Consider the following 13,885-nt stretch of genomic DNA (forward strand, 5'->3'; position numbering starts at 1 on the left):
TGAGTCGTACTGCGGTGGTAGCGTCTCCCGTTGAAAGTAGTTACCGATCCGTAGACGCGCAAACGGCGCCAGTCCGACGCTCGAGACAAGGATATCGACACGACAGTTCGAACATCGACACGACAGTTCGGCCCAGTTCGCATCCGCCGACCGACGCTACAGTTCGGACGTCGACGTGTAGGCGAACGACGACCCGGAAACGTCGAACCGATCTGCCCGAAATGGCGCGGTCGAAAACGGTGCTCGCTCGCCAGTCAGTCGCTCGCGGATCGTCGGTCCCACGATCGGCGACGTCATGATCCCCAATCCGTTGAATCCCGTCGAGACGACCAGTCCGTCGGGGGCGTCCGGCGGCTGGTCGACGATCGGCCGCGTATCCGGCGTCGCCACGTCGATCCCGGCCCAGCCGTTGACGAACCCGGCGTCGTCGAACCCGGAAAGCACCGACGGCACGACGGAAGCGACCTGCCGGGTGAACGACTCGTCGGCGTCGCTCGAGGCCGCGAGCGGGTCCGAAACCGTCTCGTGAGCCCCGCCGACGAGCAGGTCGCCGTTGTGCTCCGGCCGGAAGTAGAGGTGTTCGCTGCCAATTCGGCCGATCGGCGTCGCCTCGTCGAGGGGTTCTGACGGCTCGAGAACAACGCACTGCGTCCGATACGGTCGAATCGGAAGGGTGAGACCGGTCGGGAGGAGTTCTTGCGTTCGCCACCCGGCAGCGACGACGACGGCGTCGGCGTCGTACCGGCCGGCAGTCGTTTCGACGCCGGTGACTCGTCCGTTCGCCGTAGTGATTTCGGTGACCTCGACCCCGGTCTCGACGCTCGCGCCGCGCGATTGGGCGTCCGTGCGAAGCGCGTTCGCGTAGGTGTAGGGATCGACCCAGCCCGTATCCCCGTACAGTATCGCGCCGCCGTCTTCGGGAGAGTCGATTCGCGGAAATTCACTCGAGAGCCGCGATCGCTCGAGGTAGGTGACGTCGAAGCCCGCCTCAGTCAGTTCGGAGGCCGTTTCCCGGGCGTCCTCCGCTTCTTCGGCCGAGACGAAGTCGAGTCGGTGGCGTTCCGTGAACGAGAAGGCGTCCGTGCCGTCGAACTCCCGAACGAACTCGTTCGCGTGCCGTGCGATGTCCGGCAAGTCGCCGTAGAACAGCGTCGGCGCGACGACTCCAGCCGAGAGGCCCGTCGCGCCAGCCGCGACGTCACTCGACTCGAGGAGCGTGACGTCGTGATCGCTCGCGAGTTCTCGAGCGGCGTGACAGCCGCCGATTCCAGCGCCGATGATTACGATCCGCTCGAGGGCGTGCTCCGCGTTCACAGTCATACGCGGACAGGATACGTGCTACCAAATAGCAATTTCGACTCGAGTGAGATACCAGCCTCGAGGAGACGAGAGTGCGAGTTGCAAAGCCGTCGGTGCGTACCTTTATCGGGTTGCTCGCGGAGGTCGAACTATGCGCTGTGGAGTCACGACACCCGTGCAGTGTGGAGTGCATCGGCCCGATTCGAACCCACTGCGGTCCGATACGGGGGGCACGCACCCCCGTGATAACCGATGAAAGTCGGTATCGTGGGCGGCGGCGTCTACGGCCTCGCCGTCGCCTACTACCTGAGCGAGTTCGGGGACGAAGACGTGGACGTCGTCTGCTTCGAGCGCGGGTCGCTCGCGAGCGAGTCGACGGGCTACTCGGCCGGCATCGTCCGCCATCACTACACGAATCCCGTCCAGATCGAGACGGCCATCCGCGGGCGCGAACTCCTCGAGGAGTTCGAATCCGTCGACGGCGGCGACGGCGGCTTCCGCCAGAACGGCTACCTGTTTCTCGCGGACCCGGACGCGAAGTCCGAGTTCAGAACGGTCGTCGACCGACAACGACGGGCCGGCCTCGAGGTGGAACTCCTCGACGCCGACGAAGCCGCGTCCCTGTTACCCGCGCTCGATCCGGATGGAGTCTCGCTCGCGGCGTACGAACCGCAGGCGGGTTTCGCCGACCCCTATCTGGTCGCGACGGGGTTCGCCGCGGGGGCGCGAGACAACGGCGTCGAGATCCGAACCGACACGCCGGTCACCGATATTCGACTTGAGGGCGAGCGGGCGACGGCCGTCGAGACCCCGGAAGGAGTCGAGTCAGTCGACTACGTCGTCAACGCCGCCGGCGCGTGGGGTGGGGAACTCGCCGAGATGGTCGGTGTCGACGTCCCACTCGAGTGGTACGAGTCGAAAATCGTCGTCCTTCAATCGGAGACGTCCTACGGCCCCGACCTACCGACGCTGTCGGATCACTCGCGAGCGCCGGATATGTACCTGAAACCCGAGCCTAGCGGCGACTTCATCGCCGGCGGCGTCGACCGGCCGCCTGTCGATCGGTCCGTCGGCCTCCGGGGCGTCGGTGAGTCGTTCCTTCGTGCCGTCGGCGAACGCCTCGAGGGGCGCGTGCCGGGGTACGCCGACGCGAGCGTCGTCGACTCGTGGTCCGGCATCATCACCGTCACGCCGGACTCCCACCAGATCGTGGGCGTCCCGGACGGCGTCGAGAACGTCTACAACGTCCTCGGCGGCAGCGGCCACGGGTTCAAGGAGTCGCCCGCGTTCGGCGAATCGATCGCGCTGGACATCCTCGGTCGGTCACCCCGGATCGACCTCGAGGCGTACCGACTCTCGCGATTCGAGACGGGAGACGGCCTCTACGGCGTCAGCGCGAAATCCTACGGCGACGGCCGTGACGAGTGACGGACGTCCAACCGACCGCTTGCGTCTCGACTCAGTCCGCTCAGATCCCGCCGAAACCGAACCGTATACCTGTACGGGTCGTGTGAGATTCGCTCGCATGACAGCTTCGACGCCGGTCGTATCGGGAGTCACGCAACTCCCCAACGGGACGCACGACGCGCCGGAACAGGAACTCGCACTCGAGGTGATCCTCGACGCGCTCGATGACGCCTCGACACCCCTCTCAGCCGTCGACGGGCTCTACATGTCCGCACCGCGGCCGTGGACGGACCAGAAGTTCTTCTCGACGGCGCTGCACCACCGACTCGGTCTCGAGACGACCCGAACGCTCGAACTCTCGACCGGCGGCACGAGCGGCGGACAGGCCTTTCACGCGGCCGTCTCGGCCGTTCGCCGCGGCGAGGTCGACACGGCCGTCGTCTTCGCGGTCGAACGCAATTCCTCGATCGAAACGACTGACTCCTACTTCGAGTACGCCCTTCGGATGTTCGACGTCGAATTTCAATCGCCGACGGGGCTCTCCGTCCCCGGCGTCTACGCCCAGAGCCTCCAGCGCTACCTCCACGAGTACGATGTCGACCACGAGGCCGTCGCCAACATCGTCGTCGAGAAGCGCACCAATGCCGCCGACGACCCGAACACCCTCTTTGACGATACCGTGACGCGAGCGGACGTCCTCGAGGCCCGGCCCATCGCCGACCCGCTTACCCTCCTCGAGTGTCCAGCACCCTGTGACGGCGGGGCCGCCCTCGTCGTCTCGAGCGCCGAGGAGGCACGCGACGAAGAGCGAGCGGTCGAAGTCGCCGGCATCGGCTCTCACCACGCCTCGAGTCACATGCTGGTGAGCCACGGCGAATCGGTGACCGAACTGCCGGCCGTCGAGTCCGCCGCAGACGCCGCGAGCGAGCAGGCAGGCGTTCCGACGGACGAGGTCGACGTCTACGAGCCCTATGCGCCGTTCCCGCACATCGAGGCGATGACGGTCGAAGCGTTGGGCCTCGCTGTCCGCGGCGAGGGCGTCGACGCCTGTCTCGAGGGGAAGACCGCACCGGACGGCGAGTTCCCGATCAGTCCCTCCGGGGGCTGCATCGGGCGCGGCCACCCGCCCATGGTGACGCCGCTGCTCAATCACGTCGAAGCCGTGAAGCAACTCCGCGGGACGGCGTCGACGCAGATTCCAGACGCGCGAAGCGTCCTGACGACGGCGGAGCACGGACACGTGAACGGGGCGACGGCAACGATCTTTCAGACGGAGGCCTGACCGATGAGCGAACACACGGACACCGAGCGAGCCGAAACGGACGCCTTCGGAACCGACCGATTCTGGGACGCATTGGCCGACGATCGATTCTTGATCCGGCGGTGTACGGACTGCGAGGAGGCCTTTTTCCCGCCGGGTCCGATCTGCCCGCACTGTCACTCGAGGGCCGTCTCCTGGGCGGAGTCGAGTGGCGTCGGGACCGTCTTCTCGTTCACGCGCCAGCACGCGACGGCACCGATGTTCGACGACGAACTCGTCGTCGGACTCGTCGAACTCGAGGACGGACCGCGGGTGCTCTCGGCGTTCGAGAGTCGCTACGAGGACCTCGAGATCGGTGCCCCCGTCCGCCTCGAGGCGGTCGAATACGACCAGGAGTTCGATCGGGGTAGACGCGAGGACGAGCCGTTTTTCGTCGCGACGCTCGAGTAGTCAAGGAGCGACTCGGCGAGTATCGTCGAGAAACGCGGCGAAAAATGCGGCGGCACGAATCGGGATGTGGCGAAGCAGATCGAGTCGGTGCGTGTTAGTTTTCAGCCGATGCTTCCGCAGTCATCGACTGCGAGGCGAACGGGTTGTTGGTCTGGAACAGGTAGAGCACGAGGATCCCGACTAGCGCGCCGACCCGAACGGTGTTCTCGGGGAAGATAATCGCCGTCGTCCCGAGAACGAAGAACACGCTCCGCATGACCATCGTCGGTGGCATGCTCATGTTGATCGAGCGTGTGTTCAGGCCGTGGACGACGCCCAGTGCGCCGGCCAGCGCGATTCCGGCGGAGATGAGCGTTTCGACGGTGAATCCGTCGACGACGAGTTCAGGGTTGTAGATGAACGCGATCGGCAGGATGAACAACACTGCTGAAACCTTGAGCGCCTCGAAACACGTGCGCCAGAAGTTCGAGCCGGCAATACCTGTAGCCACCACCACCGCAATCGCAATTGGTGGCGTCAACCCGGAGAGAATCGCCGAGTAGAACACGAAGTAGTGGGCGGCCATCTCCTCGACGAGGAACTGACTCGCGAGTGTCGGTGCGATGAGGAACGCCACGACGATGTACGCCGCGACGGTCGGCATCCCGAGTCCGAGCAGGATGCAGATGACCATCGCGAGGATCACGGTCAGTGCCATGTTGCCACCTGCGAGGTCGATCAAGGCGAGCGACATCGTCCCCGGAAGCCCGGTCTGGGTGAGGATGTCGACGATGCCGTTGACCGCAGCGACGATGATGACGATCGGTGCCAGCGTAATTGCACCGTACTTCAGCCCCATCGCTGTCTGTTTGACAACGTCCCACGTCTCCGCTCGCATCTGGCTGCTGTCTTCGTACGCCTGCTGGGCGAGTGGCACGCCAAATCCGGTCAGAAGCATCGTGATGACGGTGTACATCCCCGCAGTCATCACCGTCCACTGTAGGACACCGAGCGTATAGACGAGCACGATGAACGGGATGATGAATCGCGCAGCCTGAACGAGTAACTCTTGGGTGGTCTTCGCTTCGTCGAGGTAATCGCTCGGGTCGACCTCGACGGCCTGGCCGACCTGTTCGACCGTCGTGTAGTGGACGGCCATGACCAGCGAGATGTAGAAGATGAGCGCCGGAATGATGCCCGCGATGACGACCGTCAGGTACGTCGTCCCGAGAATCGAGGCCATCACGAACGCTGCCGCACCCATGACGGGCGGCATGATCTGTCCACCCGAAGACGCGACGGATTCGATCCCGCCAGCCGTGTCGGATCGCATCCCGTGTTCTTTCATCAACGGAATCGTGAACGAACCGGTAATCGCGGTGTTCGCCGCCTGGCTACCGGTGATCGAACCGATGATGATGCTCGCGGTCACTGCAGCCTGACCGACGCCGGATTTGATGTACTTCGTCGAACGCAACGCTGCTCGAAGGATCAGATCGAACGCCCCGTAGCCGCGCATGAGTCCCGCATAGAGCAGGAACAGTGCCACTTCGGAGGCCATGATCCGGTGGATCGTGCCGACGAATCCTTCCATGTCGAGGACGGTAACGAGCAACAGTCGTTCACCGCTGAATCCGCCGTGGTTCAGCAGGCCCGGGAAGTAGTTCCCGAACATGCCGTAAATGAACGCCAGGACGACGACCAGGAAGAACACGAGTCCGTACGATTTGTACGTCAAGTACAGAATCGTGAACATGAGTCCCGCTGCGAGGGCGTACTCGTGCGTGTGGGCGTACCCGACCCGCGTGTAGATCAGGGCCTCGTAGTAGTACGTCATGTACACCGTCGCAACGACCCCTAAGATCCCTGCGAGGACGAGTAAGCCGACGTGTATCCATTGTTCTTCTTCGATAGTCTCCTCGAGATTGTCGAAGACGGCGATCGCGATCATGAACCCGAGGAAGATCACACCGTATCGGGCCTGTGCGATCCCCTGTGTCTGTGCAAACCAAAGTGTGACGAGCCAGGAAACGGTCGCCGCCACGAACAGTGCTCTGTTGACGTTCTGTATCACATTCATTGTTGATCCTCCATTACTCACCGATAGTGGTGAACACCGATTCGTGCAACGTTGCGAATATCATGTGTGTCAGGCTGTGTATTTAGATATAAACGGTGGATGACGTCACGTACTGAAAAACGTGCGTCTCAGTCACCACGTTCCCAGTCGTCGTTCCAGGCGTCGTTGTCCTCGAGGAAGTCGGCGGCACCGGGATGGACGGGAATGTTCTCGTGGTAGTATTGGGCCATATCCGCTGGGTCGGAGTGATCCATGTAGTTGTCGTCCGCATCCTGGATCTCTTCCCAGTGTTCGTGGCTGATCTCCATGATCTCGTAGACGACCTCGTCGTCGATGTCGGAGGCGAAGTACGTATTGTAGTCTTCGGTCCAACACTGAATCTCGTCCGCGTCGATGTCCTGTTCGTACCCGTACGGTTCGACCTCTTCGTACCCGGCCGCAGAGCCTTCGATCGCCTCGACGTAGTCGTCGCCCATCTCGAGGGCGTAGAGATCCTCTCGAGAGTCGGCTTCGACGAGCCAGCCGGGGAGACCGTTGAAGTTGGTTCCGTAGCCGAAGAAGACGTCGATGCGGTCTTCGTCGATCTGTGCGGCGACGTCCTCCGAGGCGACGTCGACTGGGTCTTCGATGTCGTCCCAGAGACCGGCGTCGTCTAGAAGGGTCGTACAAAGCGTTCTGAGCCCCCACCCTGGCGGACCGACCCAGATGTTGAGGTCGTCGTCGTCGATCGCTTCCTCGATGCTCTCGACACCGGAGCCGTCGACGGCCAGCCAGTGCATGTGGAGCGTGAGGTACGAGAGCGCCTGATAGGCGAAGTCGTCGACGGGTTCCTCGTCGAACGGTTCGCCGTCGTCGAGCGCCTGATTGAAGACGAAGTTACCCGCCGTGTACCCGTCCAGTTCGCCCGCGTCGTACGCCCGGATCGAGTCGGGGTCTCCACCAGGTGCCGTGATGTTCAGTTGCGCGTCTTCCGCGTGATTCGACACCGACCGCTGGAGGGCGTTCATCGCGCCGTACGACGCAGACCCGTCAGATGAGGCCCCAACTGTAACCGTTTCGCCACCATCGCCGAGACATCCCGCCAAGCCAACGACACCGAGGCCGGCACTCGCTTGAAGCACAGTGCGGCGACTGACCCTACCCTTCGCTTCGTGATTGGAATTGCTCGTCATTCTATAGCACGGTATATGGTCGTCGTAATAACTATATAAATCCTTCCAATCAGTACACAACAATGGTATAAAATTTCGTATTTTTTCCAAAAAGAGGTAACTCAGATATGCGGCAATATAATCCGATTCGTGGGGAGGCGAGAGCGACGACCGACGGTTTTCCGGCACAGAACGACTCTCACGTCGTCGAACGTGAGTCCCCGAGCCGGCGGGCGACTCACCGGCGAGTGGTTACTGCGAGGCGTCAGACTGAGAGGACACCTCGAACGCCTCGAGCCACTCGAGGACGGCGTCGAGAATCAACAATCGAAGTTCCAGCAGACTCCCGCGGGTGGGGGGGACGGACGACTCCGACGGTTCCTCCTCGTGGCGCGACTTTACCGTAAGCAGGTGATCACGGGTCTCCAGTACCTGCGCTTGGAGTTCCCGAATTTCCGCTTGCCTTCGCTCGACCGGCAGGTGGTGTAAAAATCCGAGTTTCACCATGAGGTGTGAGCGAGCAGAGGGGTGGGAGACGTCGTCGATCGATCGGTCGAGCAACGACTGAAGGCGGTCCCGTCCATCCGCGGTGATCTCGTAGCCGTACGTCCCGTCGGCCGAGACGGCGCTAACGTGGCCGTCTTCCTCGAGTTGTGAGATCGTCGGGACCAAAATGCCGGTACTCGCACCCCAGTATCTGCCGTGTCTGTGTCTGAGCGTGTCGTGAATCTGGTCGACCGTCGCAACCGACTCCTCGGCTAACACGCCGAGGACGGCGAGACTCGCGAGTTCTCGTTGCTCCATACTGAGACGGTCGTGACGGACGTTATTAAACCCGGTCACCCCCAGCAGCCGAGACCGACCCGTCGAACGGTTCGACGCAAAAGAACGATATGGGCGCTCCGTCATTGGGGTGGTACCGATGAACATTCAGGGAGAGATCGCTCTCGTGACGGGTGGCAGCGTCGGAATTGGACGGCTAATCAGCACCGAACTCGCGAGCCACGGCGTCACCGTCGTCGTCGCCGACCTCGAGGCAGAGGCCCGTCGCGACACCGTCGCAGAAATCGAAGCCGCCGGCGGCACGGCCCTCGAAACCCACCTCGACCTCACCGATCCGGACGGGGTCGCCGACACCATCGACGGCGTCCTCGAAGAGGTCGGCACGATCGACATCCTGGTGAACAACGCCGGCGTCGCCGGCCCGACGGCACCGCTCGAGGAGACCTCTCTCGAGGCGTGGGATCGAACGCACGCGGTCAACCTTCGCGGCGCGTTTTGTTGCACGAAAGCGGTGATCGGCGAAATGAAAGCCCAGGGAGACGGCCGGATCGTCAATATCTCCTCTGCCTCCGGAAAGCGAGCGGTTCCCAACCGGAGTCCCTACACGAGTTCGAAGGCGGGATTGCTCGGACTCACGCGCACGGCAGCGGCCGAGGGCGGCCCCCACGGCGTCACGGCGAACGCGATCTGTCCGGGGTCGGTCACCGGCGAGCGAATCGACGACGTCATCAAGAAGCGAGCAGCGAACTCGTCTCACTCGCCCGCGGACGTCCGCGAGGAGAAACGAAAGGAGACGCTGCTTCACTCGTTCGTCGATCCGGAAGACGTCGCCGCGACGGTCGCCTACCTCTGTTCTGACGCGGCCGATCGGGTCACCGGGCAGGCGCTGAACGTCTCGGGCGGGAAGACCATCGACTGACTCCGTTTCGACTGACTCCGTTTCGACTGACTCCGTTTCGACTGACTCCGTCCGCCCATCGGTTGTCGGCGTCGGTGGGACGCGCTCGACGGTTGTAATCCGTGAACTACAAGCGGGATGATACCAGACACCACCCATGGTCTCCGGGATCGGTATCGCACTCGCAATCGGTGCTGCGTGGTTTCTCGCCGGACAGACGCTCTCTATCAGGCTCGCGACCCGCAAGGGACTCGCGAACGACGTGCTCGTCGTCGTCATGCTCGTGAACGTCGTCGTCTTGATCCCGCTCGCCCTCGTCCTCGATCCGAATCCGACGATCACGCCGCTGTCGATCCTCGCGTTCGGCGTCGCGGGCCTCGTCGGAACGATGGTCGGTCGCGCGTTCTTCTACGCCGGAATCAAACGCGTCGGCGCGAGCCGCGCGGAGCCGATCAAGGCCTCGATGCCCCTGCACGCGACGATCTTCGCGGTGATCTTACTCGGCGAGCAGGTGACCGGCCCGCAACTCGTTGGCATCGTGTTGATGGTCGGCGGCATCGCAGCGGTCTCCTGGGAGGGCTCCTCGGCAGAGCGCGCCGCCGGCACGGCAATTCCCTGGTTCGGACTCTCACTGCCGCTGATCGCCGCGGTCTTCTTCGGCCTCGAGCCGATCTTCGCGAACGTCGGCTTCGACGAGGGGACGGGTGTGCTGACGGGACTCGCGATCAAGACGATCGTCGCGTTGAGCGCGTTCGTCCTCTACTTGCGCTGGCGAAGTCAACTTCCCCACCCGAAGGGATTCTCCCGTGAGGAACTCGTCTGGGGAGCGGCGGCCGGCCTCGCGAACACCGCGTTCTTACTGGCGTATTACGCGGCCCTCGAGATCGCTCGCGTCGGCGTCGTCGTGCCGATCATGCAGACGAGTCCGCTGATCGTGATCGGCGTCTCGGCGCTCTTCCTTCGACAGGTCGAAACCGTCACCCCGCGACTGCTCGGCGCAGCGGGCGTGATCGTCGCCGGCGGCGTGTTAGTGACCCTCGGCGGGTAACGGACTCGTGCCGTGTCGATCGACGGGTAATGGACTCGTGCCGTGTCGATTGTCACCACCACACAACTATTTGCGTCCGACCATCTACCGTGAAGACATGAGCGTCGACCTGACTCTCGACTCGAACCGACCCCACATCGCACACCTGACCATCGACTTCGGGAAGTTGAACCTGCTCACGGCACAGCGACTCGCCGAACTCGAGGAAACTCTTCGAGACCTGCCGGAGCAGGTCTCCGTCCTCACGATCGGGCCGGAACACTCGCCGGAAAAACTGACCGGGCTGACCGGTGGCTTGCACCTCGAGCGCGCGAAAGACATGAGCGTCGTCGAGGCTCGAGACGTGTTGACGACGCTCCACGCCACGATGCAGACGGTCCGAAATCTTGACGCCGTCACCGTCTGTGACTGCGGGACGCACGCCCTCGGGGCCGGCTTCGAACTCGCGCTCTCGTGTGACTTTCGCGTCGCGACTCGAGACGCCGTCCTCGGCCTCCCCGAAATCGACGTGGGGCTCGTGACGGGCATCGAAGGCGGCCTGCTGGTTCGGTTCGTCGGCCTCCAGCGCGCGAAGGAACTGATCTACCTCGGCGAACCGATCGACGGCAAGCAGGCCGCCGCGGAAGGGCTCGTCAACGAGGCGACGACGCCCGAAACGCACGACGACGCGCTCGAGGGAATCGTCGAGCGACTCGCCGAGAAGGACCCGACGATTTTGCAGTACCAGACGGAGGTCTTCCGGCAGTGGCGCTCGAACGGCCTCGAGACGGGGATGGACCACAGCTTAGAACTCATCGCGGCCTGTTTCGGCACCGAGGCCCAATCCGAGGCGATGGAAGGGTTCCTCGAAGGACGGTGAGACGGGCCCTCCAGACGAGGGAGGGCCGTCGCCTACACTGAATGCGATGGGAAAAGATAACACACAGCAACGATAACGAAGAGGTGACGGCTATGCAACCACTTGAGGGTATCGACGTACTCGATTTCACACAATCGATCGCCGGACCGATCTGCACGCAATCACTGACAGCGCTCGGTGCGAACGTTGTCAAGATAGAACCACCGGACGGAGACGCCTTTCGCCCGCTGATCGACGGGGCGATGTTCGCCTCGTGCAATCGCGGGAAACGGAGTCTCAGTCTCGACCTCAAAAGCGACGAGGGCCGTGCACTCGCCCAGGAACTCGCGGCCGAAGCCGACGTCGTCGTCGAGAGCTTCCGGCCCGGCGTGATGGAACGCTACGACCTCGACTACGAGTCGGTGTCCGAGACGAACGACGACGTCGTCTACTGCTCCGTGACCGGTTTCGGGCAGGACGGTCCCTACGAAGACTATCCCGCCTACGATCCCATCGCGCAGGCGATGTCGGGACTACTGAGCGTTACTGGCCCGGCGGACGGAAAACCAGCCCGCGTCGGGACGAGCGCGATCGACTACACGACCGGGCTGACGGCCGCGATGCTCGTCATGGGCGGCCTGCTCGGTCGACACTCCGGCGGCAGCGAACACATCGACGTCTCGCTGTTCGAGGTCGCCACGACGTGGATGGGTTACCGCGTCGCGGAGTACACCGCGACCGACCAGGTGCCGACGCGCTCCGGCGACACCATCGACGGCATCGCTCCATACGGTATCTTCGAGGCGGGCGACGGCGATCCGTTCTACCTCGCCACCGCCTCCACGAAGCTCTACCACCGACTCTGTCGAACCCTCGAGCGCGAGGACCTCCTCGAGGACGAGCGATTCGAGACGCTCAGCAGCCGCTCGGAGCACCGCGAGACCCTCCGAGCCGAACTCGAAGAGGCGTTCGCCGAGTACGATCGACGGGAACTCGTCGAGCGACTCGTGTCGGGTGGCATCCCGGCCGGGCCGGTACAGTCGATCGACGAACTCGTCGAGGAGGACCCACATGCTGAGTCGCGAGACTTCTTCGTCGAGACGTACAACCAGCACCTCGAGGAACCCTGCCGGACGACCCGGCTACCGTTTAGATTCGAAGACGGGCCGGTCGACGACCTCGAGTCGCCGCCGCGACAGGGCGAACACTCGCGGGCCGTCCTCGAGGAGTGGGGCTACGACGATGAGACGATCGAAGCGCTGCTCGCAGACGGTGTCATCGTGGAATCGTAGGTGGAGAGGAGAGGGCCTTGAGGAGTCGAGGCCACCGCTTTGGACGCCAGTCGAACGGTTCCGAAACCGCTCATTTCAGTAGCTTTATTAGCTGTACGGAAAGATCACTTTCGAGTGACGGAACCTACGTCAGGCTATCTCTCTGCTGTCAGTCGGAGCGTCCGCGATCTCCTCGCTGGTCGCCGCGGAACGGTGTTGATCGCGATCGCGGGCGGGTGGTTCCTGACGATGGGCGTCAGAATGATCTACCCCGTGATGGTGCCGTACCTCCAGTCGGCCTACGACCTGGATCTGACGACGGCTGGCCTCCTGTTGACGGTGCTCTTTATGGCCTACGCCATCGGCCAACTCCCGGGCGGCGTGCTGGCCGATCGAATCGGCGAACGGCTCATCCTCACCTCGAGTATGCTCATCTCGGCGATCACGCTGGTGCTCGTCATCACCGCCGGGTCGGCGATCGTGCTCTTCGTCGCGACGGCGCTGTTTGGCTTCGGTGCAGCCCTGTACGCGGTCGGTCGGTACACTATCTTACCGCAGCTCTACCCCGAACAAATCGGCGCTGCGAACGGCCTGACAGCGTCCTCACAGGATGCAGGGCAGTCGGTCCTGCCGCCGCTCGCGGGCATCATTGCGGCGGGGCTCGTCTGGCAACTCGGCTTCGGTTTCGCCGTACCGCTGTTTCTCGCCATGGCCGCCGTGCTCTGGGTCGTGACCCCGAAGCGCTCCGCTGACGATGCCGACGACGCCGAAGCGCTCTCGCTGTCCGGCCTTCGGTACATCGCTTCGATACTCCGCCAGCCGGCGATCGTCTATCCCACGACGATTCTCGTGCTCGGGCTCTTCGTCTGGCAGGCGTTCACCGGCTTCTACCCCACGTATCTGGTCCAGGAGAAGGGGCTCTCGCAACCGCTCTCGAGCGGCCTGTTCGGGCTCTTCTTCGCGTTAGGAATACTCATCAAACCGCTCTCCGGCGGCGCCTACGATCGAATCGGGGCGCGACGGTCGTTGTTGTTCTTGACTACGGGACCGATCGCCGCCTTTCTCGCACTGCCGTTTTTCGACAGCTTCTGGGTGCTCATCGTCGTGACGGCGTTCATCAGCACGCTCCTCGGCTTCACGACCGTCACGGAGCCGTTCTTGCTCGAGCACCTGCCCGAAGACATTCGGGGAACCGGCTTCGGTATCCTGCGAACGATCGGCTTCTCGATCGGCGCGCTCGGTCCGGTCTTTTTCGGGGCTGCGGCCGACAACGGCTTCTTCGACGAGGCGTTCATGGCGCTGGCCGCCTTCGCCGGCGCGATAATGCTCCTCGCGTTGCGAATTCCGGCGGAGTGAACCCGCCCTCGCGGTCGGATTCTCCGTGAGGAAAAGGACTAATAGCCGAACTCACTATCAATCG

General features: G+C 63.3%; 12 protein-coding genes. 8 read left to right on the plus strand and 4 right to left on the minus strand.

Annotated elements, in window-relative coordinates; genetic code table 11:
• Positions 1-156: 156 nt before the first annotated feature.
• Positions 157-1,320: an NAD(P)/FAD-dependent oxidoreductase gene (locus BLW62_RS06980; RefSeq protein ID WP_090506306.1), complete on the minus strand. Its 1,164-nt coding sequence runs from the start codon at positions 1,318-1,320 to the stop codon at positions 157-159.
• A gap of 231 nt (positions 1,321-1,551) precedes the next feature.
• On the opposite strand from BLW62_RS06980, the gene BLW62_RS06985 reads away from it, so the two are divergent.
• From BLW62_RS06985 to BLW62_RS06995, 3 genes are all read left to right on the plus strand, one after another.
• Positions 1,552-2,727: an NAD(P)/FAD-dependent oxidoreductase gene (locus BLW62_RS06985; RefSeq protein ID WP_090506307.1), complete on the plus strand. Its 1,176-nt coding sequence runs from the start codon at positions 1,552-1,554 to the stop codon at positions 2,725-2,727.
• A 97-nt stretch (positions 2,728-2,824) separates the two neighbouring features.
• Entirely contained in the window at positions 2,825-3,988 is a 1,164-nt protein-coding gene (locus BLW62_RS06990) for a thiolase family protein (RefSeq protein ID WP_090506308.1), read from the plus strand.
• A gap of 3 nt (positions 3,989-3,991) precedes the next feature.
• Positions 3,992-4,417: a Zn-ribbon domain-containing OB-fold protein gene (locus tag BLW62_RS06995; RefSeq protein ID WP_090506309.1), complete on the plus strand. Its 426-nt coding sequence runs from the start codon at positions 3,992-3,994 to the stop codon at positions 4,415-4,417.
• 94 nt (positions 4,418-4,511) lie between these two features.
• Here the strand turns inward: BLW62_RS06995 and BLW62_RS07000 are convergent, their stop codons facing one another.
• From BLW62_RS07000 to BLW62_RS07010, 3 genes are all read right to left on the minus strand, one after another.
• The gene (locus tag BLW62_RS07000; RefSeq protein ID WP_090506310.1) at positions 4,512-6,476 is read right to left on the minus strand and encodes a TRAP transporter permease; all 1,965 of its coding nucleotides are present in this window, start codon (positions 6,474-6,476) and stop codon (positions 4,512-4,514) included.
• A 128-nt stretch (positions 6,477-6,604) separates the two neighbouring features.
• The gene (locus BLW62_RS07005; RefSeq protein ID WP_090506311.1) at positions 6,605-7,648 is read right to left on the minus strand and encodes a TAXI family TRAP transporter solute-binding subunit; all 1,044 of its coding nucleotides are present in this window, start codon (positions 7,646-7,648) and stop codon (positions 6,605-6,607) included.
• A 231-nt stretch (positions 7,649-7,879) separates the two neighbouring features.
• The gene (locus BLW62_RS07010) at positions 7,880-8,431 is read right to left on the minus strand and encodes a PadR family transcriptional regulator (RefSeq protein ID WP_090506312.1); all 552 of its coding nucleotides are present in this window, start codon (positions 8,429-8,431) and stop codon (positions 7,880-7,882) included.
• Positions 8,432-8,549: 118 nt separating this feature from the next.
• On the opposite strand from BLW62_RS07010, the gene BLW62_RS07015 reads away from it, so the two are divergent.
• The 5 genes from BLW62_RS07015 to BLW62_RS07035 all read left to right on the plus strand — a co-directional run bounded on the left by BLW62_RS07015 (position 8,550) and on the right by BLW62_RS07035 (position 13,821).
• Positions 8,550-9,329 (plus strand): SDR family NAD(P)-dependent oxidoreductase, encoded by a 780-nt coding sequence (locus BLW62_RS07015; RefSeq protein WP_090506313.1) that lies wholly within the window; start codon positions 8,550-8,552, stop codon positions 9,327-9,329.
• A gap of 136 nt (positions 9,330-9,465) precedes the next feature.
• A complete protein-coding gene (locus BLW62_RS07020) occupies positions 9,466-10,356 on the plus strand; it encodes an EamA family transporter (RefSeq protein WP_090506314.1) in 891 nt (296 codons plus the stop codon).
• Positions 10,357-10,453: 97 nt separating this feature from the next.
• Positions 10,454-11,215: an enoyl-CoA hydratase/isomerase family protein gene (locus BLW62_RS07025; RefSeq protein WP_090506462.1), complete on the plus strand. Its 762-nt coding sequence runs from the start codon at positions 10,454-10,456 to the stop codon at positions 11,213-11,215.
• 92 nt (positions 11,216-11,307) lie between these two features.
• Positions 11,308-12,486: a CaiB/BaiF CoA transferase family protein gene (locus tag BLW62_RS07030; RefSeq protein WP_090506315.1), complete on the plus strand. Its 1,179-nt coding sequence runs from the start codon at positions 11,308-11,310 to the stop codon at positions 12,484-12,486.
• 114 nt (positions 12,487-12,600) lie between these two features.
• Positions 12,601-13,821: an MFS transporter gene (locus tag BLW62_RS07035; RefSeq protein WP_090506316.1), complete on the plus strand. Its 1,221-nt coding sequence runs from the start codon at positions 12,601-12,603 to the stop codon at positions 13,819-13,821.
• Positions 13,822-13,885: the final 64 nt, after the last annotated feature.

This window comes from Natronorubrum sediminis, from assembly GCF_900108095.1.
Classification (GTDB): Archaea; Halobacteriota; Halobacteria; order Halobacteriales; family Natrialbaceae; genus Natronorubrum; species Natronorubrum sediminis.